The organism is Paenibacillus sp. FSL W8-0919 (assembly GCF_038003785.1).
Taxonomy (GTDB): domain Bacteria; phylum Bacillota; class Bacilli; order Paenibacillales; family Paenibacillaceae; genus Paenibacillus_AQ; species Paenibacillus_AQ lactis.
The window spans coordinates 1,409,837-1,435,438 of the sequence record NZ_JBBOPV010000001.1 but is presented as its reverse complement, the minus strand read 5'-3'; the positions used below and the strand labels follow the sequence as shown (position 1 = coordinate 1,435,438).

At 54.1% G+C, this 25,602-nt stretch carries 20 protein-coding genes; 11 read left to right on the top strand and 9 right to left on the bottom strand.

Annotated elements, in window-relative coordinates; all coding sequences use genetic code 11:
- Positions 1 to 896 precede the first annotated feature (896 nt).
- Both NST44_RS06235 and NST44_RS06230 read left to right on the top strand, forming a co-directional pair.
- A complete protein-coding gene (locus NST44_RS06235; protein ID WP_007129033.1) occupies positions 897 to 2,111 on the top strand; it encodes an MFS transporter in 1,215 nt (404 codons plus the stop codon).
- Between the two features lie 86 nt (positions 2,112 to 2,197).
- Positions 2,198 to 2,758 carry a hypothetical protein gene (locus tag NST44_RS06230; RefSeq protein WP_007129034.1) on the top strand — a complete coding sequence of 187 codons (561 nt, stop codon included), beginning with the start codon at positions 2,198 to 2,200 and terminating at the stop codon, positions 2,756 to 2,758.
- Positions 2,759 to 2,926: 168 nt separating this feature from the next.
- On the opposite strand, the gene NST44_RS06225 is transcribed toward NST44_RS06230, so the two are convergent.
- From NST44_RS06225 to NST44_RS06210, 4 genes are all read right to left on the bottom strand, one after another.
- Positions 2,927 to 4,093, bottom strand: coding sequence for a mannitol-1-phosphate 5-dehydrogenase (locus NST44_RS06225; protein ID WP_007129035.1), 1,167 nt, complete (start codon positions 4,091 to 4,093; stop codon positions 2,927 to 2,929).
- On the bottom strand, positions 4,090 to 4,530 hold the full coding sequence (locus tag NST44_RS06220) for a PTS sugar transporter subunit IIA (RefSeq protein WP_007129036.1): 441 nt from the start codon (positions 4,528 to 4,530) through the stop codon (positions 4,090 to 4,092). The genes NST44_RS06225 and NST44_RS06220 overlap by 4 nt, the downstream gene beginning before the upstream one ends.
- 47 nt (positions 4,531 to 4,577) lie before the next feature.
- Positions 4,578 to 6,650 (bottom strand): BglG family transcription antiterminator, encoded by a 2,073-nt coding sequence (locus tag NST44_RS06215; RefSeq protein ID WP_007129037.1) that lies wholly within the window; start codon positions 6,648 to 6,650, stop codon positions 4,578 to 4,580.
- Positions 6,651 to 6,721: 71 nt separating this feature from the next.
- Positions 6,722 to 8,158 (bottom strand): PTS mannitol transporter subunit IICB, encoded by a 1,437-nt coding sequence (locus NST44_RS06210; RefSeq protein WP_007129038.1) that lies wholly within the window; start codon positions 8,156 to 8,158, stop codon positions 6,722 to 6,724.
- Between the two features lie 365 nt (positions 8,159 to 8,523).
- On the opposite strand from NST44_RS06210, the gene NST44_RS06205 reads away from it, so the two are divergent.
- On the top strand, positions 8,524 to 9,204 hold the full coding sequence (locus tag NST44_RS06205) for a class I SAM-dependent methyltransferase (RefSeq protein ID WP_007129039.1): 681 nt from the start codon (positions 8,524 to 8,526) through the stop codon (positions 9,202 to 9,204).
- 136 nt (positions 9,205 to 9,340) lie between these two features.
- Here the strand turns inward: NST44_RS06205 and NST44_RS06200 are convergent.
- A protein-coding gene (locus tag NST44_RS06200; protein ID WP_213617301.1) for an IS1182 family transposase occupies positions 9,341 to 10,701 on the bottom strand; the annotation gives its coding sequence in 2 pieces (ribosomal slippage) (positions 9,341 to 10,134 and positions 10,134 to 10,701; 1,362 coding nt in all).
- A 199-nt stretch (positions 10,702 to 10,900) separates the two neighbouring features.
- Positions 10,901 to 11,602, bottom strand: a complete 702-nt coding sequence (locus tag NST44_RS06195; protein WP_244869285.1) for an FHA domain-containing protein — start codon at positions 11,600 to 11,602, stop codon at positions 10,901 to 10,903.
- Positions 11,603 to 11,793: 191 nt separating this feature from the next.
- On the opposite strand from NST44_RS06195, the gene NST44_RS06190 reads away from it, so the two are divergent.
- The 3 genes from NST44_RS06190 to NST44_RS06180 all read left to right on the top strand — a co-directional run bounded on the left by NST44_RS06190 (position 11,794) and on the right by NST44_RS06180 (position 15,113).
- Complete coding sequence (locus NST44_RS06190) at positions 11,794 to 12,774, top strand: glycerophosphodiester phosphodiesterase family protein (protein WP_210094075.1); 981 nt, start codon at positions 11,794 to 11,796, stop codon at positions 12,772 to 12,774.
- Between the two features lie 215 nt (positions 12,775 to 12,989).
- Positions 12,990 to 13,727, top strand: a complete 738-nt coding sequence (locus NST44_RS06185; RefSeq protein WP_007129042.1) for a hypothetical protein — start codon at positions 12,990 to 12,992, stop codon at positions 13,725 to 13,727.
- A 36-nt stretch (positions 13,728 to 13,763) separates the two neighbouring features.
- Positions 13,764 to 15,113, top strand: coding sequence for a polysaccharide deacetylase family protein (locus tag NST44_RS06180; protein WP_007129043.1), 1,350 nt, complete (start codon positions 13,764 to 13,766; stop codon positions 15,111 to 15,113).
- Positions 15,114 to 15,267: 154 nt separating this feature from the next.
- On the opposite strand, the gene NST44_RS06175 is transcribed toward NST44_RS06180, so the two are convergent.
- A complete protein-coding gene (locus tag NST44_RS06175) occupies positions 15,268 to 16,005 on the bottom strand; it encodes a sulfite exporter TauE/SafE family protein (protein ID WP_245255828.1) in 738 nt (245 codons plus the stop codon).
- 237 nt (positions 16,006 to 16,242) lie between these two features.
- A complete protein-coding gene (locus tag NST44_RS06170) occupies positions 16,243 to 16,938 on the bottom strand; it encodes a Crp/Fnr family transcriptional regulator (RefSeq protein ID WP_210094077.1) in 696 nt (231 codons plus the stop codon).
- A 114-nt stretch (positions 16,939 to 17,052) separates the two neighbouring features.
- Here NST44_RS06170 and NST44_RS06165 point away from each other — a divergent pair, with 114 nt between their 5' ends.
- Positions 17,053 to 17,397 carry a DoxX family protein gene (locus NST44_RS06165; RefSeq protein WP_210094078.1) on the top strand — a complete coding sequence of 115 codons (345 nt, stop codon included), beginning with the start codon at positions 17,053 to 17,055 and terminating at the stop codon, positions 17,395 to 17,397.
- A 92-nt stretch (positions 17,398 to 17,489) separates the two neighbouring features.
- Here NST44_RS06165 and NST44_RS06160 read toward each other — a convergent pair whose 3' ends face one another.
- A complete protein-coding gene (locus NST44_RS06160; protein WP_210094176.1) occupies positions 17,490 to 17,990 on the bottom strand; it encodes a cupin domain-containing protein in 501 nt (166 codons plus the stop codon).
- Between the two features lie 508 nt (positions 17,991 to 18,498).
- On the opposite strand from NST44_RS06160, the gene NST44_RS06155 reads away from it, so the two are divergent.
- The 4 genes from NST44_RS06155 to NST44_RS06140 all read left to right on the top strand — a co-directional run bounded on the left by NST44_RS06155 (position 18,499) and on the right by NST44_RS06140 (position 25,402).
- Positions 18,499 to 19,851: a glycosyltransferase family 2 protein gene (locus NST44_RS06155; protein ID WP_210094079.1), complete on the top strand. Its 1,353-nt coding sequence runs from the start codon at positions 18,499 to 18,501 to the stop codon at positions 19,849 to 19,851.
- A 24-nt stretch (positions 19,852 to 19,875) separates the two neighbouring features.
- Positions 19,876 to 20,967: an acyltransferase gene (locus tag NST44_RS06150; protein WP_210094080.1), complete on the top strand. Its 1,092-nt coding sequence runs from the start codon at positions 19,876 to 19,878 to the stop codon at positions 20,965 to 20,967.
- A 6-nt stretch (positions 20,968 to 20,973) separates the two neighbouring features.
- The gene (locus NST44_RS06145) at positions 20,974 to 22,116 is read left to right on the top strand and encodes a glycoside hydrolase family 18 protein (RefSeq protein ID WP_210094081.1); all 1,143 of its coding nucleotides are present in this window, start codon (positions 20,974 to 20,976) and stop codon (positions 22,114 to 22,116) included.
- Positions 22,117 to 22,231: 115 nt separating this feature from the next.
- On the top strand, positions 22,232 to 25,402 hold the full coding sequence (locus NST44_RS06140) for a hybrid sensor histidine kinase/response regulator (RefSeq protein ID WP_210094082.1): 3,171 nt from the start codon (positions 22,232 to 22,234) through the stop codon (positions 25,400 to 25,402).
- Positions 25,403 to 25,602 lie beyond the last annotated feature (200 nt).

Below are 25,602 nucleotides of genomic sequence, written 5' to 3'. Positions count from 1 at the left end.
GCATAGCATATGATGAAAATCATAAATCACCATTCGTATAGGATTGTACAAACCAACGAATGTATCTGCTGCCTATACGGATGCAAGCTTGCAGAGGGCCGGTAGCCAAGCGGTGGCCACTGCCGTTTGCAGACTCTTGCAAGCCGTGCATGGCAGCATGAATCCCATGAAGGAGTGAAGTTATATGGCATTTTTGCCGCCGCAAGGACCACCAGAACTGCAAGGACCCCAAGGACCGCCTGGGCCGCCAGGACTGTTGGGACCACCGGGACTGCAAGGAATGCAGCAAGGACCGACATCCCCTCCTCCCCAGTTCATTCCCCAGAACCCCGCCGCAACTTCCGTCACCGGAGCTGGCCCTTCAACCTTTGCGGTTGATCCCGGCGCCATTCGGGGCTGTCTGTTCCGGTTCACGTTTATATGGCCTAGACGCGGGAGGGGCTTTTGGTTCTTCCCAACGTTCGTAGGACGTACTTCTGTAGCAGGTTTCCGGTGGACCGGAAGCACCTGGGTATTCTCGGGCTTTGATTTAAGAAGAATCGAGTCCTTTACTTGCTTTTAATAGTCCGGATCCGACATAGTATCCGCGACTGGCGATGATCATGCCGAAACATGGAATAATTGCCTGAATCAAAAAAAGGGATTGCTGTTCTTCGGCAGCACTCCCTTCCCCAAGCCAATTCCAAAGAGCAACGTACACCGGCTTACACAACCGTTTAGCGGTGTCGAAACGACCGTACCCTCCCCGTACAACGATTGGACAAGCTCTTCTCTCCAAATAATAACTTGATTATATTTCATCATCGTTAAATAATATGTAGCAGGCCTGCTTAAACCGATTATAAAGATTGGGATTATCAATATATTAGAAGCAGCAGAAAGGTTGACAGAACACAATGGCATTATCCCAGCAGCTTAGTAACAGCAATCCATCCATTAAACAACCGTTTCCCGTGTCCATTCTATCGCTTACGGTCGGCGCGTTTGCGATTGGCATGACGGAGTTCGTCATCATGGGAATTCTACCGAATGTCGCCGCAGATCTAAACGTCAGCATCGCGATGGCGGGCCAGCTGATCACGATGTACGCTTTGGGGGTTGCCGTCGGCGCTCCCATCCTGACGATTCTTACGCATAAAATTCCGCAGAAGAAGCTCCTTCTTCTGCTAATGGGACTATTCATATTCGGCAACGGAATCTCCGTGTTTGCACCGAATTATGCCGTTCTCATGGGCGCCCGGATGCTGACGGCGTTAACGCACGGCACCTTCTTCGGGGTCGGCGCGGTGATCGCCTCCGGCCTCGTTCGCCCGGACAAACGGGCTGGCGCCGTCTCCATTATGATGGCCGGCTTGACGATCGCCAATATAATCGGCGTCCCGCTCGGTACCTTCATCGGTCAACAGATGGGCTGGCGCGCCTCCTTCGGCGCAATTGCCATCATGGGCGTCCTTGCGCTGGTCGGCATCCTGATCTTCATTCCGCAGATTCGCCAGGAGCAGTCTTCAGGCATTGTCCAGCAGGTGAAGGAGCTTTTGAAGCCCAAGCTGACGCTGTTTCTGCTCATTGGCGCGCTCGGCAATGCCGGCCTGTTCGCGGTGTTTACCTACATCGCTTCCCTGCTGATCGAGATTACGGGATACGCGGAGGCAAGCGTCACGTGGATCCTCATTTTATTCGGCTGCGGCGTTACGCTGGGCAACATCGTTGGCGGGAAGCTGGCCGATTGGAAGCTCATGCCTTCGATCCTAAGCATCTATTTCGCGACCGCCGTCATCCTGGCGATCCTGACGTTCACCATTCACCAGCCGATATTGGCTGTGGTAACCATTGTGCTGTGGGGAGCGGCCTCATTCGCCGTCATGCCCGGCCTGCAAATTCGGGTGATGAACTTGGCGCAGGGAGCGCCAGCGCTCGCCTCAACCTCCTCCCATTCCGCCGGCAACTTGGGGAATGCGGCCGGGGCTTTCATCGGAGGGCTTGTCATCACGCATCTAAGCCTGAACGCCCTGCCTTGGGTAGGGGCCATTCTGGCGGGAATCGCCTTCTTATTGGGCCTCGCCTGCTATATCTCCGAGCGCAAGACCGGGGATGCAGCCGTGAAGGCATGAGACGAGGTATGCCAGAATAGTTAATGATGTGCTTCCTGGCTTTTTCTTGAAGATAGACCATATCTAAAATTCCGAGGAGGTCCTCCATGCCGCGACTTATGAAGTTCAGCCTCATATTCGCAGCCATTGCAGCTGTACTCTATGTCATGATCTATGATTTCGGATTCCCCAAATTTCCGTATGAGATCCGAATGAGCTATCCTGCCGTACAGTACACTGCGGAAGATCCCTCCTCTGCCGTTCCTACGACCATCGAAATTGAGGGAACTTATTATCGCCGGTTGTTCCAAGAGCCGCTGTTCGACGGATCGATTCGGGTCCCTCTGTATGACTTCACGATGAGCTCTGATCCTGATACTGAGTATCCGCTGTATCGTTATGACCGCATATACGAAGACCCGCAGGGAAGCAGCAATGACACCTATATCTCCTTCTTGAATTATCCATCGTACACGTTCAAATCGAATGGCGCGATTGATAGCGTAACGATCGAGACGCTCGGTCAGCTATACATGAAGGACCGCTTTCAGCAAGTATTGATTCAAGTCACCCGCGATCCGGACGTAGACGCGAATCCATGGTTCATCGTCGCTCCGGCAGCGACCATCGAGGAGGCCGAGCAGCTGCGGAAACACATACTTCCCTAGGCTCTGTTCATAGGCGGCATACTTATCGTCAAGCCTGCTGAAGATCACCCGGCCTTTTACTCATAAATCGCTCCAACCATTGAATGTCCATGGCAAAAAGCCCCGGATTCCCTATAATTAAGGAATCCGGGGCTTTTCAATTTCAACTCGGCGCTTCCCTGCTTAAGCTTAGGATCGGTTTTCCAGCTCAATCTTCAGCGCCTCATAGTGCTCCATCAGCTCGCCCATAATCGGATGCTCGCCCGCAATGCCCGTATACTTGGACGCCGTATCGCTTGGTCCGATCTCGCGAACGGAGCGCTGCAGCTCAGCGCTTTCCGGGTCCTCAGGCACGTCGAACAGCAGCGCGGCCGCCATCGATTTGGCCAGGCTTTTGTATGCCAGTCCGCTTTCGAAGGCCAGCATGGCCGGGGACACGAGACGGTCCCCGGGCGACAGCTTCCGGATCGGGGAGCGTCCTACGCGCACCACCTCATCGGTAAGAGCCGGGTTGCGGAAACGGTCCAGAATGGTTGCAATGTATGCCTGATGCTCCGCCGGATTGAAGCCGTGCTTGTGGATCAGCGCCGCGCCGGTCTCATCCAGGACGGCACGGACATGCTTCGCCACCTCATCGTCCTTCACCGCATCCTGAATCGTCTCGTATCCTTTCAGGAAACCGATGTAGGCAGCGGAGCAGTGCCCGGTATTCACCGTGAACAGCTTGCGTTCAATGTACGGCTCCAGCCGGTCCACATAATGCACGCCCTCGACCGGCTTGAAGCCATCCAGCATCTGCGAACGGTCCACTGCCCACTCATAGAAAGGCTCGACAACCACCTTGAGCCGGTCCTCATGCTGCTGGAGCGGTACAATCCGGTCAACGGCCGCATCCGGGAACGCAATGCTGGAATCCGCCTTCCGTCTCGTCTCCTCATCCAGCAGGCCATAGACATGCTCTTTCAGCTGGGTGCTGCCGCCGATGGCATTCTCGCAAGCGATAATGTGAAGCGGAGCAGCCTCCCCCTGCAGCCGGAGCTTTAGTCCTTCCGCAATCGTAGGCGCGATAAACTTCAAAATATTGACGCCTACCGCCGTTGTCACAATATCGGCTTCCGCAACTGCCCGCGCAGCCGCTTCGGGCTCCGAGGCGCTGTTCAGCGCAGTGATGCCCTTGACCACCGTCGTCTCCTGACCTTCGCTGGCAAGCGTCACCGGATACTCCCCGCGTGCTTTCAGCTCGGATACCAGCTCTTCGTTCACATCGACGAAGCAAACCTCGTAGCCTGCTTGAGACAGAAGAAGTCCGATAAACCCGCGCCCGATGTTGCCTGCTCCGAAATGGACCGCCTTCATGCGCCCATTCCCCCTTCGAAGATGGCGAGGATCTCCTCCTCCGTCGAAGCGTTCATAACCTTCTCAATGCTCTCGTCATCGGTGAAGATCATCGCTACATTCGTCAAAATCTCCATATGGTCGCCGCCGGCAGCCGCAATGCCGATAACGATGAAGGCCGGCTCGTCGCCGCCAAAATCAACGCCCTCCGGGAAGCGAACGATGGACAGGCCCGTAGAAGCGACCATGCCCTTGGCTTCTTTCGTGCCATGAGGTATGGCGAGGCCGCCGCCCATGTACGTGGAGGCGATCTCTTCGCGCTCCAGCATTTTGTCCACATAGTCCTCCGACACATGGCCCGCCTTCACCAGCAGGTTGCCTGCCATGCGAATCGCTTCGCTCTTGCTGCTCGCCTGAGCGTTCAAAATCACTTTTTCTTTCGACAGTATGTTGGTCATCGTTAATCTCCCTCTTTCTATAGTCTATGTTCGATTTGTCCGTGTACTTATGGTCTATGATTCAAAAAATGCTGCAGCTCCTCCGCCAAGAAGGAGCGTATCTCTTCTTCGCTGCCCTGCTCCATCAGCTCGATCAGCTCGGAGCCGAGCAGCATCGCGCTAATCTCGCTCAGCACCTCCAGACTCTCCTTCGGGAGCTGCTTCGGGGCGAGCATCAGCAGGATGACGTCGGCCTCCAGCCCCTCTTCGAGCGGAACGGGCTCCGCCAAACGGAAGAGCGTGATTGAAGGCTTCGCAATGTGCCGGCTCCGGGTATGGAACAGCGCGAGCCTCGTCTCGGGGATGAGCTGCGTGCCCATCCGTTCCCGCTCAAGCAGGCGGTTCACCACGCTCCCCGGATCATGTACCGCCTCCAACGCATGCATGCGCGATAACGCGTCTGTCAGCGTTCCTTCCAGATCCGCCGGAGCATTATCCAGGCGGTATACATGGAAGCCGTCTAACAGCGCCACGATTTCGTTCATGAGCGCGGCCTGCATCCGCAATCGCTCGAAGGATGCGGCCTTGCGCTCATCTTGCCCTGCGGCAGCAGCGCCTCCGCTGCCCCCTGCCGGCTTTGTCGCCGCGCGCTGGAGGAAATGGAGCAGACGCTCCTTATCATCTGCCGTAAGCAGCGGGCTCAGCCGGATGTATTTATCTTTTGAAAGGGGCAGGTCAATCGTGGAAATAATCAGATCATACTGCTCCTCCGGCATCCGCGCCGCTTCATACCATGACGCGTTGCCGAGAACCTCGATCTGAGGCATCTCCTTGCGCAGCCGGGTTCCAAGAAGCCTGGATGAGCTTAGCCCGCTTGAGCAGACGAGAATCGCCCTCACAGGCTGCTCCGGCTGATTCAGCCGTTCAATGGATGCGCCGAAATGCATGACGAGAAAGCCGATCTCTTCATCAGGCACATCCAGCCCGTTTCGGATTTCATCCACCGCCTGACGGACGATGCCGAACAGCTCCTCGTAATCCTTGCGGATCGGACTCAGCAGCGGATTACGGATGCGGGTGCCCTCCCGGAGCCGCTTCATTGCGGCACCCAGATGCTCCACCAATCCGGCCCGAAGCGTCCGGTCCTCTTGAAAATCCAGCCCTGTCCGCTTCGCCACCGCTTCGGTCAACCGGTGCGCAATCTCCACCATTTCGACATCGGAATGGGCGAGCTCGATAATCTCCGACATTTCGCCCGCTGCGTCAAACAATTTTGCGATATAAACAACCTCTGCGTCGGAGAGCCTTAGGTCCAGCGTATTTTCCAGCCGGACGGCAAAGCTTCTTGCGTCAGCCAGCATCGCTTTTGCGCTTCCTGCCTCCTCGGGCCGGATGGATTCAATCGGACGCCCCTGCCGAATTCGGCTTACGGTGACCGATAGAGCGATCAGCATCCGTGTGTAGGCTTCTTCGGTTAAGCTCTCCGTCCAGCTCCAGCCCATATCCCATAGGGCTCTTTCAACGTCCAGAAGGACAGGCTTGTCGATCATGGACAGCAGGCGGGCGATGGCGGGATGACTGTAGTCTTCGTAGCCGTCTCCGACCAGATCGGAGTAATCCACATGCTCATCGGCCAGCCTGCAGATTGCCCACCGCTTGCCGCTCTCCGCCCCTTCGATCTCGACGCCATATCCCCTGCGCCGGATCAGCGACAGTCCGAACCGCTTCATCCACGGCTCGACCTCATCCAGATCATTGCTGATGGTCGGAACCGTGACCTTCAAGCTGTGGGCCAAGGCAAACAGCTTAACCGGCTCCTCGGCTTCCAGCAGCGCGCAGAGCAGAAGGATTTTCCGCTCTTCCCCGGAGTAATCTGCGGGCTTGCCTGCGATCAGCCGTGCCCGAAGGCTTGCTTCGGCCCCGGGCGCCTTGCTCTCCAGCCGGATGCCCGTTCCCGACTTTTTGTAAAGCAGTACCCCCGCACCCTGTAGATGCTCCTCAACGGCTTCCAGCTCCCGATGGACCGTTCTGACGCTGACCCCGATCTCAGACGCGATCTCTGCAGCCGTCATGCCCTCCGGTCTGTCGAGCAAGAGCAGAAGCAGCTGGCGCTGCCGGGCAGTTATAGGTTCCAGATCCATGCCTCCCTTCTGCACGAAATGGAGACAACGCCGGCGTATAGGCGCCAGCGTGTCATATCGTTACTGCAATATTAATCTTTCAGACGTTCCACAAGCTCATCATATCTCGGGCTCTTCAGGAAGTTGTCGATCGAGATATGCTCCGCATTCGGATTTTTGGCGATGGCCCGTTCCGTCAGCGTCTTCTGCGTGATGACGATATCCGCATCGTCCGGAATTTCGCTGACCGCCGAGTTCACGACGGTAATGTTCACGCCGGCCTGCTGCAGCTTCTTCCGGAGGACGGAAGCGCCCATCGCGCTCGAGCCCATGCCTGCGTCGCAAGCGAATACGATTTTGTTGATATTCGTCTTATCCGCGTTAGCGACAGCAGCTGCGGCAGGAGCGACTTGATCATTCATGCCGCCTGTCTTCATCGCCTTCATTTTCGCAGAGGCTTCTTCCAGGTTCGGCTCCTCTTCACCCTTCTTACCCGTTTTGAGCAGCACTGCCGCAACGAGGAAGGATGCGATCGTCGCCGTGATGACACCGGACAGGACGGCCAGCAGCCCGCCTTTAGGCGCCATGGCAAAGTAAGCGAAGATGCTTCCCGGCGATGCTGGGCCTACAAGTCCAGCACCAAACAGCTGGAAGGTGAACGTTCCGACTACGCCGCCCGCGATGGCAGCGAGAATCAGTACCGGCTTCATCAGAATGTACGGGAAATAAATCTCATGAATCCCGCCCAGGAAGTGAATAACGACTGCGCCCGGTGCGGAAGCCTTCGCGGATCCGCGTCCTACAAGCCAATAAGCCAGCAGGATGCCGAGGCCCGGGCCGGGATTGGATTCAAGCATATACAGCACGGACTGACCGATCCGGGCCGATTCCTCGGTTGCAATCGGGCTCAATATCCCGTGGTTGATCGCATTGTTAAGGAACAGGATTTTCGCCGGTTCAATAATAATGTTGACCAGCGGCAGCAAATTGGCATTGACCAGCACGTCGACGCCCGCGGACAGTGCCTTGGTAACCCCCTGAATCAACGGTCCGATGCCGGTATAGGCGATAAGAGCAAGCACTCCGCCAATAATACCGAGCGAGAAGTTGTTGACCAGCATTTCGAAGCCGGATTTGATCTTGCCGTCGATCAGTTTGTCGAATTGCTTCAGCACCCACGCTGCGAGCGGTCCGACGATCATGGCTCCTAGGAACATCGGAATGTCCGATCCGACAATAACCCCGACTGTAGCGACTGCACCGATGACGGCCCCCCGTTTGTCGTGGACCATCTGCCCGCCGGTGTAACCGATCAAGAGTGGCAGCAAGTAGCTGATCATTGGACCGACCAGCTTGCCGAGCGTTTCGTTCGGGAACCAGCCGGTCGGGATGAATAAGGCCGTAATCAAGCCCCAAGCGATAAATGCGCCGATGTTCGGCATGACCATACCGCTCAGGAGACGGCCGAGCTGTTGAATTTTGACGCGTATGCCTCCGCCGGATGCGTTGGCCTTCGTCTCAGTGGACATGATGCGATACCTCCAGTCCTTATTTTGAAATATATAAAAAAATCGGTTGTGTCATGAACCATGTCTGACATCTTTATGTTAAGGCATTTTGGTAAGCGCACTCAACGAAAGGAAAATTCGGTTTCGGCAAGAATATTGTTGACAATTTTTAAATGGATCATGTTTGTTATTTGAAAATATCTCCCGATAGGCAGTTCTTTCATAGTTCACGGCCAGTTTGATCCTCATAAATTCTCGTTTTTCCCGTTGATTTTCGTTTCATATAGGTTATACCTATAAATTATATTTAATTTATATATTTCCTTAATGAGGCAAGGGTGGGTTACGATGGAGCCAGCCAATCATTTCGAGAGGAGTTTTGAACTATGGACCCGTCGGTAAAAGACCTGTTTGACGCTGTCGCCGGTGACTATGACCGGGAGCGCCGGCAGCTGATCCCCTGTTTTGACGATTTTTACGGAATGGCGCTGTCTCTCGTTGAGAGCGACCATCCATCGCCGCGTATCCTGGACCTGGGAGCCGGCACCGGACTGTTCTCCGGCATGGTGCTGCATAAGCACCCGCATGCCCGCTTAACCCTGATGGACCTGAGCGACAAAATGCTCGAAGGCGCCCGCCGAAGATTCGCAGGAGCGGATCAGGTCCGCTATATTACCGGCGACTACGCGGACTATCCATTCCGCGAGTCTTACGACATCGTCATCTCCTCCCTGTCGATCCACCATCTGACCCACCCTGCCAAGCAGCGATTGTTCCATGCTGTGTACGGGGCCCTCGAGCCGGGCGGGATCTTTGTGAACGCCGATCAGGTTCGGGGAAGGCACACGAGCTCCGATGAATACTACCGGCAGCGCTGGCTGGAATCGATTCGCCGCAGCGGCTTATCCGAGGCAGCGATCGAAGCTTCGATCAAGCGGCGGGCGGTTGACATTAACGCGTCATTGGAGGACCAGCTCCGTTGGATGGAGGAGGCGGGCTTTCAGGAGACGGACTGCATGTATAAGCATTTGGATTTTGCCGTGTTCTTCGGAAGGAAGCCGAGTTAAAACAAACGAAAACAAGCTCGTTCCTCAATAAGAGGAAGAGCTTGTTTGTTCAGATTGTCGAGAAACCCTGTCCTTTTAAAGGATCAGGGTTTCTCTGTATTTCCAAAGTAACTAAGTTAAGAAAAATATGAGGGGGCTACCCCCGTTTTTCCAGGCGATCCAGGTGGATCGCCATCTTCTTCATGTTCTGCACGGCTGCCGTCATCAAGGCCTGTTCCCTGACGTTCTGCAAACCGCGCAAACGGCAATAGCGAAACCCATGGAGCTCTTTGGCATCCGCGAAGCTTCGCTCAATCGTTTCTTTTCGTTTTCGGTAGAGATATTTCCCGGATCGACTCAACCGGTTGCCTCGCACCCACTCTTTGCTGTCCTCCCAGACATGACGGGTTACCACCTTTCGGTGGTTGCGAGACCGTGTGCATTCGTTTAATAACGGGCAGTTCTTGCAATGCTGTGGATCCGAAGCGTACTGCCGGTATCCCTCGCGGTTGGTCGTCGTGTACGGTAATTCGTGCTTCGCTGGACAGACATAAACATTACGCTGTGCGTCATAAGTGAACTTCCATTTTGGGAATAAACCTTGGGTTGAGTGAAATCTTCGGTGAGCAATAACGGCAAAAATATTTCGGCTTTGCAGCCCTTTGCAAATGGGTGAAGTCAAATACCCGGAGTCCAGAGCAACGGCTTCGACTTTAAAACCAAATCGTTGTTGTTGACGATCCAAACGGGATAAATACGGTACAGAATCATGGACATTTCCAGCGGTGACATGTACATCCGTAATCATATTGTATTTCAGGTCCACAGTACGGTGATCTAAGTAGAAAAATCCTTCCGGTTTCCCATCACGGATCATATAACCGCTGTCGGGATCTGTCGTGCTCACTTTGACTTCCTTTTCCTCGATCACGTCCTCTCTAGGCTTTAGCGCTTTTTTCCATGTGCATTCCGGTCAGCCTCCACGGCAGCATTAAGTTCACTCACATAGTCACGGGTGTTTTGTAAAACCTGCTCCTTTGTGTATTTATGCTTGTTCGCACTCGCTTTGACGTGGGTTGAATCGGTAACTAAGACACGTCCGCCCACCATACGGTGCTGGATAGCTTGAAGCACAATCTCATCGAAGATCTCCTGAAAAATCTCGGTGTCTTTAAAGCGAGTGCGACGATTCCAGCTAATCGTAGAATGGTCAGGCACTTTGTCGGTTAGACCTAACCCCAAAAACCAGCGGTAAGCAAGATTGGTTTGAATCTCACGTTCGAGTTGGCGTTCGGAACGGATGCCATAAAAATAACCGAGGAAAATCATTTTAAATAACACGACAGGGTCGATAGCTGGCCGCCCATTATCAGCACAGTAAAGCGGACGAACCTTTTCGTCGATGAAAGAGAAATCGATATACTTGTCCACTTTACGGAGCAGATGATCTTGAGGAACCAATTCTTCAATCGAAACAAATTCGTAAGCCTGCTGTTTTTCTCGATTCGAACGCAACATATGTAACACCCTTCCGAACGGTTTATTTAATACCATTATACAACATTAACGCGGTGTCGTGTTGAATTAAATTCACAAGAAAATAGCTGTCGAGACTTTCTCGACAGCCTGGAAAACAAGCTCGTTCCTCAATAAGAGGAAGAGCTTGTTTGTTATTCGCTTATCTCTACTGATGATCTACTGCCTGTCCGGCACGCCGTCAAGCTTCATCATCCGCATGGATGTGAAGAATATAGCCTTTGCCCCGGATGCTCTCGATCCCAAGCAGTCCGCGGGTCTTCTTCCGAACCCGGTAGATGAGGGCATTCATCTCCTCTGCGCTAACATCCGGCACGTCGTCCGGACCCGCCTCCCGCTCGGGCCAGACCAGGAGCTTCAGCTGCTCTTTGGATACGAATTGCTCCTTGTGATGGAGCAGCAGTTCAACGCATTTATATTCTTTTTCCGAGAAGGCAATCACCGTTCTCCCATGAACGAGCTCCTGCTTATAGGGGTTGAGCGTTATGCCTCCCGTATCCTCGGCAGCCGCCAGATGTTTCATGAGCGGCGTAATATCCATCGTCTCATCCATTCGAAGCACCGAGAAGGTTAACACGACCAGATCACCGGCCAGCGCCACGGAATCCCCATGCTGCAGCGGAGCCTCTCCATTCGGTTCCAGCCGCTGCTGATTGACGAAGGTTCCGTGCTTGCTGTTCAGATCTTTAATGCTGAATTGTCCGTCCCTGTAGATCAGCGCTGCGTGCTTGCGGGACACGTACACATTATCGAACGTGATATCCGGATCCCACTGCTTGCCCTTGCGCCCAAGCACCGTCATCGATCTCCTCAAAGGGATCACATCTCCGCGCTCGTACGGGTTCCCCCGTTCCACCATCAAGTAGGAGGATCTATCCATCATGCTACCTCCTGATTATCGTAATATCGCCCATGCTTTGTTTCATTTATCAGATCGCTATTATGCAATTGTTATGCTCCAGCCATTGAGTATGCGCCCAAAATCACTAACATGGATAAAGAGAATGAAGCTAGAGATATAGAGGAAGCCGAAACGCTCGGCTCTTAACAGTAACGATTTTGGGGGATTGAATCATGCGTATTCGAAAAAGCTGGAGGAACGTCATTCTGGTTATTCTCATCATACTCGGATTTCTGTATGTTAACAACTCGTCGCTATTCACCAAGGAACGCGAAGGTGAGCCCTTGCTGCTCGCGCATCGGGGGATCGGCCAAACCTTTCCGATGGAGGGAATTGAATCCGATACATGTACCGCTTCACGTATTTACATACCGGAGCATGCCTTTCTGGAGAACACCATACCATCCATGAAGGCAGCCTTCGATGCCGGCGCGGATATCGTGGAGCTGGATATTAAGCCGACGAAGGACGGCCAGTTCGCCGTATTCCACGACTGGACGCTGGAATGCCGGACGAATGCACACGGCTCGGTCAAGGATTATACCATGGAGCAGCTGAAAAGCATCGATATCGGCTACGGCTACACGGCGGATCAGGGAGCCACCTATCCGTTCCGGGGGAAGGGCGTCGGGCTCATGCCGTCCCTATCGGAGGTGCTGGCTGCATTTCCTGACGGCGAATTTCTGATTCATATCAAAAGTCAGGATGCCGGCGAAGGGGAGCTTCTGGCCGCCTATCTCGCCCAGCTGCCGGAAGACCGCTTAAGCCGGCTCACGGTATATGGCGACGATGCGCCGATCAGCGAACTAAAATCGAGGCTCCCTGCGTTTCGGGTCATGTCGATGGATTCTCTGAAGAGCTGCCTCATCTCTTATATCGGTGCCGGCTGGAGCGGCTATATGCCGTCGGTCTGCCGCAATACCCAGCTGCATATTCCCGAGAAGTACGCCCCTTATTTGTGGGGCTGGCCCGATAAATTCCTGAACCGCATGGACCGCATCAATACGAGGGTCATTCTGGTCGCCGGAGACGGCGGATGGTCGGAAGGCTTCGATACGGTCGAAGATCTGAAGAGGCTGCCGAAGAACTACAGCGGCGGCATTTGGACCAACCGGGTGGATGTCATCGCACCGGAACTGACGATCAAGAAATGACATGGAGCAAGGCGCGCTTGCTTCTTGGCCATACCCCCAGCAATGGGGGTATTTTTTTCATGTCCGCATCCCCGCGCCATAAGCTCAACGCCTGCCTGCCAATTGAAATCAAGGCAAAGTTTTTGGGCCCATCCAGCCGATGATTTATATAGACCAGAAGGATCAGACCGTGACGAGGTGCCACCGAACTACCGTTGATTAGGAGAGGATATTTTTTGGCCAGAGACACTGAGAAAAAAGGATGGTTTAAAAGCGTGCTTGCCCCGCAAGCCCCATCAGAGAAGGAGCCTGCGGAAACGGCGCCGGTCCCGGCCCCGGCCGAATCGGTGATGGAAACATCCGGGCCCGCGCATCCTGCGCAGCCCCCGGCAGATCATCAGAAATCCCTGTTATCGAAGGATAACCAGGACAAAATCGCGCTGGACGTGATCGTATCGATTGAAAACATGCTCAAGGAGCGACAATTGCTGTCTTATAAAAACAACGGTCTGGAGGATCAGCTGGCGGCGGCAAACGAGACGATCCAGCGGCTGAAGCAAGAGCATATCAAGAAGGATCAGCTGATTCAGGAGAAGAGCAAGGAAATCCGCGAGCTCGAAAACACGCTGACCCACAAGCAGATGGGCTACGATCAGCTTCTTGAGGACTATAAAGAATTCCAGCTTAGCTCCAACCTGGCTTATGAGAAGCTGTCCGGACAGCTGGAGACAGAAACGGCGAAATACGGGAAGCTTTATGAGGAATCCACGAATGCCCAGTACCAGAGCATGCTCAAGATTAATGAGCTGGAGGACAAGATCCGGGAGCTGCAGATCGAGAATCAGAAATATGCCGAGCAATATCGGAAGATCGCCGACGAAAAAGCGGAGCTCTTGCAGACGATTCAGGACTTCACCGAGAGAATGGGCTTCTCCTTCGCACCCAAGACATCAACGACGCAGATGCCGGAGTAATTCCGCGGATCCGCAGCAAGAGAAAGGAGATCCATCATGTCCGTCTTTTACGGAAAAGTGATTGAATTGCAAGACATTGAACAGCATGAAGGGCAGTATGGCATGCGAATCCGGCTATCGGCCGCCGAGTCGTTCGAATATGTCTGGGCCATCGATAATGCGACTGCAGAGAGCCTGCTGGCGATTGTAGACTTTGACGGCATTCATAAATACCGGCTGTCCCGGCATACCGTATGGGATGCTAATCGTCGGCAGTACATAGGCTACATCACCAAAACCCGCCGCGATCAGAGCATCCGTTATCCCTTCGTCTGCTCCGAAGCATTTATACATAATCTTAATGCAGTTCAGCGCGTTCAGCATCTGGACGAAATCCATGCGCTGCCTTTTCTGTCCCTGACGTACGCGGAGCGGGAAGCTGAGACCTTGCAGGAGGAAGAAGAGCCGGGACGAAACCAGCAGAAGAAGCACAAAAGGCAACGATTGCCGATGAGGCGGGTCGCCATCACGGCCCTCAGCATGCTGTCGATCCTGTTATTGGGCTCGTTCGATGCCCTGTCCCTTCCGGTAGCGGAGTCGCCGGGCGCTTCAGCCTTTACGGCAGGGACGGCTCTTCCGGCATTCCAGTCCGTACGGCACACCGCTGCAATGGCTGAGGCCTCTTCGAACCCAGCCCCGAAGAAGCTGGAATCAGAGCCTCGGCCAAAGGTCAGCTCCGAGCCGAAGCTGAGGCCGCAGGCGGAGCTGAAGCCGCAGACGGAACTGAAGCAGCAGACTGGGACGAGGCCACAGACGGAACTGCCGTCCTTCGAGCTTAAGGACGCCGTCACCTACAGCCTGCCGAAGGGCTATGTCGCTTTGACCTTTGATGACGGACCGTCCAAATACTCGGCGAAGATCATGAAGGTGCTGAAGGAGCATCAAGTCGGCGGCACCTTCTTCTTCGTCGGAGAGAATGTGGGCAAGCATCCGGCCGCGGTTCGGGCCATCCAGGAGAGCGGCTATTCCATCGGCAGTCATTCCATGAACCATGCGAACATGCCGCTGCTGGCCTACGAGGAACAGGAAGCGCAGATCAAGAGCGCCGCTGAATCCATCGAAGCCATTACGAAGCAGCCGGTTACGCTCTTCCGTCCGCCATACGGGGCATTCAACGAGATGACGGAAGAGGCGAGCCGCGCACACGGCAGCAGCATCGTCCTGTGGAACAAGGACCCTGAGGACTGGCTGACGCGCGATAGAGACAAGATTCTCCATTATGTCCGCCATACGGAGCCCTCCGGCTCCATCATTCTACTTCACGAGTCGCAGGCGGTCATCGATGCGCTGCCGTCCATTATTGCGTACCTGAAGGATCAGAATTTAAAAATCGTCAGCCTGCAATAGCCATTATCGACTCCTGCATGTGGACCCCCGACAAATAAAGGCTGTGCCTGCAATTGATGTTCATGCAGGCGCAGCCCTTTTTTTCATGATGATACGGCATGGTTCATTACAGCAGATCTCCCTCGCAAGGGACATTTATTATGGCAGGCTTCCTCTACAAGCTCTCGATCAGCATGTACACGCCAGTAAAGATAAGGATCACATACGTAAAGATTTGAAACACTCGCTGATTAATGACCCGGAATAGCCGCTGTCCGAGGAACAGCCCCAGGAATACCAGCGGAAGCGCCATGGCACTGGAAGTCCAGACCGTCTTGGTCGACCCCGCTACGATCGCTTGAATCAGAAGGCTCAGCGTATAGATGAACATGTAGAAAGCAAGCGTCGTCGCTCTAAGCTGCTCCTTCTGCGTATCCGTGCCGGAGAAATACAGCAGCAGCGGCGGCCCCGGCATCCCGATGCTGGTGGTCAGGGCCCCCGACAATCCGCCTACGGCCAAATCTCTGCCCGGGCGCTGCCGGATCCGGAACCGCAGCATCAGCATGACGGTAAGCAGAAGGATGATCAGGCTCACGCCGAGCTTCAGTCGGCCGATATCGATCCAAGAGAAAACGGCTATGCCGATCGGCAGACCGATCGCGCTTCCGATCACCAGCCTTTTGAGGATGCCAAAGTCAATGTCCTTCCGAATTTTAAAGATTAAGGCAGCGGATATGATCAGCGACAGGATCAAATTGATCTGGATCGCCTCCGCCGGCTCGAACAACAGCAAGAGAAACGGCGTTGCGAGAATGGAGAACCCGAAGCCGGTGCTTGTCTGGAGGATGGATGCCACGAATATGATGACCATAAATAGAAGAATGTCCACGGGGTTACACCTGCTTTCTTCCATATGCTGCGTTATGGGGAAGTCGGCCCATATCAAACGCTCCATCCTGCCATTGTAACATATAATCCCAGTGATTCTCCCTTATGAGGCTGTTTTTGTCCTGCCTATTATGCTCGGCTATATAGAGTTCCGGCCTCAACTTACCCGCATCAGAAGCCGGGTGCCAGTCATGTATGCGTTCAGAGAAGCCCGCCCAACAATGAAGCTGAAACGGCCGTGGAGCTTATCGCTAGCTGCCTGTTATTTAGACTCCGATAGTGCAGCCTGCAGCCGGCTCCTTTGGATCCAATACGGTTTGCGGTTTCCTTCTTTTCGAAGGATTCCCTCGTCCGCAAGCTGATTCAGGATGGGCGTTACGGTCTCCCGAATGCTGCCCGTCATGCTGGCCAGCTCCTGGTGCGTCATTTCAATCGGTAACGGAATCCATTCCCCATCGCTCCTTGGAGCCGGAAATTTCGTCACAAGCTTATTGAATAGGAAGAGCAGCCTTTTACGCACGCTTCCGTAAGCCATGTACTCCAGCATGTCCTCGGTTTCCTGCAGCCTGGCGGTGACGATCTCGATGTATTTTAGGGCGAGCTCAGGCTTTTCGGCGATGACCTTGCGAAACTGCCCGCTATCCATCTCGCATATGACGGAGTCCTCCATCGTGACCGCGAACAAGGGGACCCCTGAACGAAAAGAGGTAATCTCCCCGAATAGATGGCCTGTCCCTAAAATATCAAGCGTCAGCTCCTTCCCATCCTTCGTAATCTTATACAGGCGAACGCTGCCGGATTTGATGATATATAGCACCTTGTGCTCCATGTAAGGCGAAGCGATCACGGTTCCTCTGGGCCGTGCTTCAAGCGGCGTGATATGGTTCAACTGCTGCAGCTCATCCTCGCTAAGCCCCTTAAACAAGTCCACTCTCGATAGATACGTAACCATCTCCATCTGACCTCATCCTTTTCCTATGTATTCCAGACTACATCCCTCAGCGCCCTGCCCCGGATAAACTATGCCTTGAAGGCTGTAAAAGCCGCACCTCATAACAAGGAGTGATTTCCCATGGAGCCGATATGGACCGTTCTGTTCCAAGGCATATTAATCGTCATCTTCGTCATTTCCGCATCATTGAAATTTCTGCGCGCCCCTTCGATGGTACGGCACTGGACAGAGTACCGATACCCCTTCTGGGGAATGTATGCCGTCGCCAGCCTGGAAGCCGCGGGTGTCGCGCTTATGATCACGGCATTCTGGTTGCCGGAGAACACATTTTATGCCGCCGCCCTGTTTGCCGTACTGATGATCGGAGCGGTACACGCCCATCTTTTTCGAGCCAAGCATAAACCAATCATGGCCCTCAATGCAATGCTGATGCTCGTGCTGTCCGTTACCCTGCTTTTTCAATAATCACCGCGCAAGTCCCCTAACGAAAAAGAGGCCGGCCGTCTGCATGCAACAGATGACCGAGCCTCTTTCGTCCATTCCATCATCAAAACCCGCTACTTCACCCATTTGTGCAGCAGCGGCCCTTCCTCGCCGTAGACCGGGTCCATAGACGGAACCGGCACGCTTCGGATCTCCGATATGGCCTGCGCCCGATCGGTCGGATTCCGTTCCCGCAGATTAGGCGTGATTCCGCCGGGATAGGCGCCCACCACCGCAAAATCCGGACTGGCGTCCAGCAGCATATGCGCCGTTCCGGCCGGCAGCACGATCACGTCGCCTGTTGCTAGGGACAGCCGCTCCCCGGCATCACCGCCGATCAGCACCGTCGCGCTGCCGGATTGCACGCCCAGCACTTCATGCGTATTGCTGTGGTAATGGTGGTAATCGTACACGCCTCCAGTCCAGCTGCCTGTCCATTGATGGCGGTTGAAGGCCGCCTCTATGCCGGCCGGGTGATCCGCAAACACGCCCTCGTACACGATCACCGGCAAATCCGGATGATTCGGAACTTCTCCATCGTCCCTTACGAAGAATGATCTGACCTGAGCCTCCACTGTCATCCGCTCCTCTCTGCACGATTGATGTACTCGTAGTACCAGTACCCGGACGGCCCGTGACTCAAACAGTAAACAGCCAAAGACCATCGGCGGATGCCGATAATCTGGCGAATGCCTCTTCAGAGATATGAAGCTCCCGCTCCCCTGCTGCGATCTTGCTGAATCGCTTTAGTCTCCTAAAAACTCGAAATGAGAACCAAGACGAAGACAGTCCATGAAAAAATACCATGTATTCGTTTTCTTGGTCCTTAACAGGATTTTACATCGAATCATGAACTAGGATAGTTTATTACATAAGATGTCATTTGGTTTTATATGTAATTTAAGGATGTAATTGGTTTATTTTATCCCTCTGCAATCCATTTTTATCCCTTGACGTCCATCTCGCATCCAAGAATACACCCATGGTCCATTCCGAAAAGCCACCTGCAGATTGCGCAGGACCCGATCAGCAGCAGGCTTACCCGTTCCATCCAATCGAGAGAAAGAGAAAGGAGAGAGACGTTTGCAGTACTTTTTCTACGGCATTGCCGGGATATTTCTGGTGTTCCAGACCTTGTATACGATCATTCCGTTGTGGTGCAGCAAGGTGAAGCGACTCGATCCGGATCTGCCTGAGCATTCGATCTCGGTGCTCGTTCCGGCTTACAACGAAGAGCTGACGATCCGAAACTGCATGGATGCTATGGCCGGTTTGAACTACAGCCGCTATGAGATCCTGATTATCAACGATGGCTCCAAGGACGGCACCTTATCCGTGCTTCATGAGCTGCTGGAGTTGCAAGCGGATTTAAGGCGGCCCGATCAGAAGCTATCCTACAAGACGGTGAAGGGCTTCTACCGCTCGAACCGGTACCCGAACATGTTTGTGATCGATAAGCTCAACGGCGGCAAGGCGGATTCGCTGAATGCCGGCATCGATTATGCAGCTTCGGAAATCGTCATCACGCTGGATGCGGACAGCATGCTGGAGGCAGACTCGCTGCGGTATGTAAATCAATATTTCCATGACGATAAAGTTATTGCGCTTGGCGGCACGGTCAAAATCGTTCAGGGTGCAAAGCGGGATCCAAATGGCGTGATCATCGAGAGGTTTCGCGGAAAGGGCTTGATCAAAAGCCAGATCATCAATTATACGCATGGCTTCTATGTGCGCAAGCTTACGCAATCGTTCTTTAATTCCATCGTGGTCATCTCCGGCGCATTCGGCGCCTTCCACAAAGCTGTGCTCGTGCAGGTGGACGGCTTCCGCAGCACCGTAGGCGAGGATATCGACATTACCCTGAAAATCCATGAGTACATCAAGGCCAACGGCCTGAGGAAAAAGCTTGTGTACGCACCGGAGGCGGTCTGCTACACCGAATGCCCCGAGAACCTGCGCAACTTCTACAAGCAGCGCATCCGCTGGCAAAAGGCCTTCATCGACTGCATCCTGATCTATTGGTCCAGGCTGTCCAGCAAATTTAGCGTTGGCGTCAGCCTCTTTTTTGCCATCGACGGGTTTATGCTGGGCACGTTCTCCGCATTCACCACGCTTTTTTACCTGGGACAGGCCCTGTTTCTGGGCGGCAATGTGCTGCATGCATTCATCTTCCTGCTGATTAGTCTGCTGTTCAATGCGGCGCAGATCATCATTTCGCTGCACCTATGCCGCAAATACGGCAGCACCTACCGCGTGGCCGACTATGCGGCCATGTTCCTGTTCAGCCAGTGGGAGCTCGTCACATACCGGAATTTGCTGCTCTACATCAATATTGCCGGGACGTTTAAGTACTTCGACAATGATGAAGGCTGGGGCTTCGTCGAGCGCAAGGGCGCTGTCGCCATTAGCCAGAACATTGCCGCAGGCTCGAACTAATATCAAGGGAGGCTGCCATAAACCATGATACGAAATAACCGAATTGTCTATGTGGATATGCTCAGAATCCTGTCCATCGTTGCCGTCATCGTGCTGCATTATACGGCGGAGGTGCTGACGAACACGAATGATTTCAACAGCTCCGCATGGTGGATCAGCAACGGGTTCAATTCCATCTCCCGCTTCGCCGTGCCTGTCTTCTTCATGATCAGCGGGGCGATGATTCTGCGGACGAACATCAGGTCCTACCGGGAATTTTACGCTAAACGGGTTATCCCGCTGCTCATTTCCCTCCTCACCTGGTCGCTCATCTACGGCTTGTATAATCAGTACTATATTATTCGAAGCAGCATGAACGCCTACGAATTTGTGATCGACTTCGGCTTCCGGCTGCTCACCGACCGGAACTATGTGCATCTGTGGTTCCTGTATGCCATTATCGCCATTTACATGACCGTGCCGCTCATCAGCAAATTCATCCGATCATGCAGCGAGCGGGATTTACGGTATTATCTGCTCTTATGGTTCATCGTCAGCATCGCGTACCGCTTCATCTCGGATGCCGTATTCCGTGCAACCGAGCAATACATCAACATCCCGATCATGAACATTCCGTTCTTCATGGGATTTCTGGGCTATTTCATCCTGGGACATTATCTGTTCCATTTCGATCTGCCGTTAAAGGCTAAGAATCTGTTGTACAACCTCGGCATCGTCTCCTTCTTCCTTACGCCGGTGGCTACCTATTTTGCGTCCATGCACAGCGGCGTTCTGGACGAGATGTTCTACGGCAACTACTCCATCACCGTGTTCTTCATGTCCGTCGGCCTGTTTATTCTCTTCAAGGAAAAAGAGACCCGTCTCAGCGAATGCTTGAATCACAAGGTTCAGAAATTGATCGGCTCGATCTCCAAAGCCAGCTTCAGCATCTACCTCATTCATCTGCTGGTGGAAATGATGCTCTCCGGCAGAACCGAGGTCGATGCGACGCTGCCGGAGGCGGCCCTCCGTCTTCTGATCAATATCGGCATCATCTTCGCCATCAGCTACGTTACCGTCAAGGTGCTGAACCTGAGCAAGACGGCAACCTATATCCTGTTTGGCGGACGGGGGTGACGCGGGATGAGAGTCAGTATCTATACGAAAATATTTATTGTTGTGCTGCTCGCCGGCATGAGTTTTTATTTCTACCGGATATCCGCGAAGGAGGATCGCAGAATTACGGCCGTGTACGTGGAGGCATGGCAGGATTACCGAACAATGAACCTGACGGAGCAGGGTGTCGACATCGCCTTTATCGCATTCGCCAAAATCAAGGGCACCGATCTGTATTTTCACGAGGACAGCCAAACCGACAGCCAGATCAAAGAAAACATCAAGCAGCTAAAACGGCATCATCCGGATACGAAGATGGTGCTGGCGATCGGAGGCTACGGCGCGGACGGCTTCTCCGATGCATCGCTGGACGGCAACCGTTACTTGTTCACGGAGAGCATTGTTAACATGGTCAAGGAGCTGGAGCTGGACGGAGTCGATATCGATTGGGAGTATCCGGCTTTCGATGCCTGGAAGACGCAGAAGGCCCGACCCGAGGATACGAAGAATTTTACCAGCCTGATGAAGGAGCTGCGGGAGAAGCTGTACCGGCTTCCGCATAAAAACAAGAAGTACCTGCTGACCTTCGCCTCAGGGACGCAGGACTGGTATTTCCGCAACGTCGAGGTGAAGAAGGTCGAGAGATACGTCGACTACATCAATGTCATGACCTACGATCTCACCGGCAAATGGTCGGATACGACCGGCTTTAATGCCAATCTGTATGTAGACAGCCAAGGCAAGTCCGAGCACAGCGTCGACGGCATCGTCTCCATGTATCTCGATCACGGCATCGACAGCAGGAAGCTGCTGCTCGGCATCCCCGCGTATTCCTACGGCTGGAAGGATGTGAAGATTAAGAAGGGTAGCCCGGACGGCCTCTTTGCATCCGGCAAGCCGATCGACATCGATAAGACGGATTTGAGCTATAAGCAGATCAAGCGGTCCTATCTGAACAAAAACGGCTACAAACGATATTTCGACAGCAAAGCGAAAGCCGCTTACCTCTACAATGGGGATACGTTCATCAGCTACGAGGATCCGGAAGCCGTGCAAGAGAAGATCCGCTACATCAAGAGCAAGAATCTCGGAGGCGCAATGTTATGGCAGTATGCGCAGGATGCGGAGGACGGGCTCGTACAGCTCTTATCCGAGCATTTGAACGAATAGTTCAATTGCCGGGCCGCGTATAGATTGGATGTCAGACGATCGTGGTGCCAGCTCAGCAAAGACCTTGCAGCAGGGAAGAGGATTCCTCGCATGATATGTCGAAATCTATCGTATTATGCGAAAATGGAATGAAACAGCTCTCAAATATTCTGCGATCATCATCTTATTTCTTGCCTTGTTATTCGGCCTGCGATGGGCTTGGTCCGAAATGTTCTCCACCTCGCACGATCCTCGCGCCGTTAACGGCGTGCTCGATCTCCGCGGGGTGGATTTAAATTCGTCCTCCCCATTCTATTTGGACGGTGAATGGCAATTCTATCCGTTTCAATTCCGATCCCGGGCGGATGTGGAGGAGACGCCGTTTCGCAGCGTTCAGGTTCCGGGGGACTGGAGCCGCGCGCTTCATGACGACGGGAACGGACCGTCCTACGGATACGGGACATACCGGCTCCGCATCCTGACCGACCCGCTGGAGGAGCCCGTCGCCATCTGGATTAAAGGAATCGAGACGGTCTCCCGCGTAGAAATGAATGGTCTGGCGGAACCGGAATTCGGCAAGCTGGCTGCGGACAAGAACAACTATATTGCAAAGAGCGCTTCGTATACGGCCACCTATTCCGAAGAAGGCGCGACCAAAATCGATCTGCTCATCCAGGTCGCCAATTTCGACGAGCCGCATAACGGCGGTATCGTCCGCTCGATCCGCTTCGGGTCGGCGGCGTCGATCGATTATGTGCGCTGGTATTCGATCGGGTTCCAGCTGGTGACCTTCATGGTCCTGCTGCTGCACGGGCTTTATGCCGGCATTCTGTTTGCGTTCAACCGGCAGGAACCGGCGCTGCTGATGACGGGGCTGCTGACCCTGACGGCGGGCATCGCGATCCTGGCCGGAAACGATTATATCCTGCTGCTGTGGCTGCCGATCGATTACGCGGGAGGGGTTAAGGTCCGTCTGATCGCCCTGCTGTGGCAGAACCTGCTGATGCTGCTCTTGTTCCGGCGATTCCTCTCGCCTGTCTCCGGACGAACCTGGCTGCGGGCATTTACGGCGGGGCTCATCCTGTTCACCGGCTTCCTGGTCGTTTCTCCAGCATCTTGGGTCCACAGTGTCATGGAGTTTAAGCTGTTCGCGTTCTTCTATCTGATTCCGCTTGCGTGGCTTGTCCATTTGGTGGGAACGATGATCTTCCGGCGGCAAACCGATCAGGACATCGTATTCCTGCTGCTTACGGCAGCCGGTATTATCACCAATCAGCTGTGGACCCTGGCGGAGTCTGGCAAGGAGATTACCACCGTCTATTACCCGGTTGATATCATTGCGGCGATTATCGGATTCTCGACCTACTGGTTCAAAAAATATATCCGCAACGCCAAGGAGAACGCCAAGCTGAACATCCAGCTGCAGAAGGCCGATAAGCTTAAGGACGAATTTCTGGCCAACACGTCGCATGAGCTTCGAACCCCGCTGCACGGCATAATGAATATCGCCCAATCCGTTGTCTCCAAAGAACAGGAGAACATGAACAAGGGCAGCGTCGAAGACATGAAGCTGCTCATTACAATCAGCCGCCGCATGTCCCATTTGCTTGAAGACCTGCTCGATATCACCAGGCTGAAGGACCACCGCATTACGCTTGCTCCCGAGCCCTTGCGCATTCAATCGGTCGTTCCCGGGGTATTCGCCATGCTTCAATTCATGGTGGAGGGCAAGCCGGTCCGGCTCCGAATGGAGATTGCGGAGTCGATGCCTCCGGTTATGGCCGATGAGAAGCGGCTTGTGCAAATTCTGTACAACTTGGTTCATAATGCGCTCAAATATACAGAGCAGGGAAGCGTAACGGTCTCCGCCTCGGTTCGGAACGGCCAAGCCGAGATCCAGGTATCCGATACCGGAATCGGCATGAGCACGGAAGCGCTGGAGCGCATCTTTCTTCCTTATGAGCAGGGCTCCCACGGCGTCCATGACGGCCGGGGGTTTGGACTCGGCCTCAGCATATGCAAGCAGCTCGTCGAGCTGCATGGCGGCGCGATATCCGTCAGCTCCGAGCCGGGTGCCGGCTCCGTCTTCTCGTTCAACCTGCCGCTGGCGGAGGCAGGGGCAAGCGAGGCGAGGCTTTCCAAGCCGTCCGGGGAAATGGCGGCGTCTATGGGACACGAGGCATCCGAGGCAACGGAGACAAGCGGAGCTGAACCCGCCTCCCTCCCGTCAGCCGACAGAGGCATCCACGAGCCGCTGCCGCCTCCCGTCGATCCGTCGCTGGGTAACGACGGCAAGGCCAGCATTCTAGTCGTCGATGATGACCCGGTTAACCTGAAGGTGCTGCTGGGCATCCTTTCTTCAGAGCCGTACCACATTACTACAGCCGGTTCAGGGCTGGAAGTGTTAGAGCTCCTGGGAATGCGGACATGGGATCTGCTCATCGCTGATGTGATGATGCCTCAAATGTCCGGCTATGAATTGACGCAGCGCGTCCGGGAGCATTACTCGGTAGCGGAGCTGCCGATTCTGCTGCTTACCGCCCGTAGTCAGCCTGAGGACATCTATACGGGATTCGCGTCGGGCGCCAATGATTATATGACCAAGCCTGTCGATGCAACGGAGTTAAAATACCGAATCCGGGCGTTGATCATGCTCCGGCAGTCGGTCCGCGAGCGCTTGCGGATCGAGGCCGCCTATCTCCAGGCACAGATTCAGCCTCATTTCCTGTTCAATACGCTGAATTCCATCATGGCGCTGAGCGAGATCGACACCAAGAAGATGCAGCATCTGGCGGGTGCATTCGCTTCGTTCTTGCGGATCAGCTTTGATTTTCTGAACACGGGCGAGCTGGTGGATATCACGTACGAGCTCGAGCTTGTCAAAGCCTATCTGTATATTGAGCAGGAACGGTTCCGCGAGCGGTTGGCCGCCGTATGGGAGGTCGACCCGGGGATTCAGCTGCGCCTTCCGCCGCTGTCGATTCAGCCGCTGGTGGAGAACGCCGTCAAGCATGGGATTCTTCGCCGGCATCAGGGCGGAATGGTCCGGGTTCGGATCAAGCGCCAAACCGAAGGGGTGCTGATTGAAGTGATCGACAATGGCCGCGGGATGGAGGCGGATCAGGTAGCCGAGCTGTTGAGCCCTGCCGGGCAGGCGCTGCGGGGGATCGGCATACCGAACACGAATCGCCGGCTGATTCAAATGTATGGTCAAGGATTGACCATCATCAGCCGCCCGGGTGAAGGCACGTCCGTGTCCTTCGTCATTCCGGAGCATCGCCGGCTAGAGAAGAAATCAGGGAATTAACCGATGTAAAGCTCCGATTGCAGACGATACTATATACGGAGCGTATGGTCAGGCAAGCAGAGGCTTGCCTGGCTTTTTTTGCGCTGATCTTCAGCCTTTGAACGTAATAACCTCGATATGCATCTTCCAAATCCAGGATCATTATGATAATATACCTTCAGAAAGAGTTAGTTAGTTGAATAACTTATACTGGAGGTGGG

Bases quoted from the DNA above. Each gene is read 5' to 3' on its own strand.
- NST44_RS06235 (WP_007129033.1), top strand. From the start codon at position 897: ATGGCATTATCCCAGCAGCTTAGTAACAGCAATCCATCCATTAAACAA.
- NST44_RS06230 (WP_007129034.1), top strand. From the start codon at position 2,198: ATGCCGCGACTTATGAAGTTCAGCCTCATATTCGCAGCCATTGCAGCT.
- NST44_RS06225 (WP_007129035.1), bottom strand. From the start codon at position 4,093: ATGAAGGCGGTCCATTTCGGAGCAGGCAACATCGGGCGCGGGTTTATC.
- NST44_RS06220 (WP_007129036.1), bottom strand. From the start codon at position 4,530: ATGACCAACATACTGTCGAAAGAAAAAGTGATTTTGAACGCTCAGGCG.
- NST44_RS06215 (WP_007129037.1), bottom strand. From the start codon at position 6,650: ATGGATCTGGAACCTATAACTGCCCGGCAGCGCCAGCTGCTTCTGCTC.
- NST44_RS06210 (WP_007129038.1), bottom strand. From the start codon at position 8,158: ATGTCCACTGAGACGAAGGCCAACGCATCCGGCGGAGGCATACGCGTC.
- NST44_RS06205 (WP_007129039.1), top strand. From the start codon at position 8,524: ATGGACCCGTCGGTAAAAGACCTGTTTGACGCTGTCGCCGGTGACTAT.
- NST44_RS06195 (WP_244869285.1), bottom strand. From the start codon at position 11,602: ATGATGGATAGATCCTCCTACTTGATGGTGGAACGGGGGAACCCGTAC.
- NST44_RS06190 (WP_210094075.1), top strand. From the start codon at position 11,794: ATGCGTATTCGAAAAAGCTGGAGGAACGTCATTCTGGTTATTCTCATC.
- NST44_RS06180 (WP_007129043.1), top strand. From the start codon at position 13,764: ATGTCCGTCTTTTACGGAAAAGTGATTGAATTGCAAGACATTGAACAG.
- NST44_RS06175 (WP_245255828.1), bottom strand. From the start codon at position 16,005: ATGGAAGAAAGCAGGTGTAACCCCGTGGACATTCTTCTATTTATGGTC.
- NST44_RS06170 (WP_210094077.1), bottom strand. From the start codon at position 16,938: ATGGAGATGGTTACGTATCTATCGAGAGTGGACTTGTTTAAGGGGCTT.
- NST44_RS06165 (WP_210094078.1), top strand. From the start codon at position 17,053: ATGGAGCCGATATGGACCGTTCTGTTCCAAGGCATATTAATCGTCATC.
- NST44_RS06150 (WP_210094080.1), top strand. From the start codon at position 19,876: ATGATACGAAATAACCGAATTGTCTATGTGGATATGCTCAGAATCCTG.
- NST44_RS06145 (WP_210094081.1), top strand. From the start codon at position 20,974: ATGAGAGTCAGTATCTATACGAAAATATTTATTGTTGTGCTGCTCGCC.
- NST44_RS06140 (WP_210094082.1), top strand. From the start codon at position 22,232: ATGCGAAAATGGAATGAAACAGCTCTCAAATATTCTGCGATCATCATC.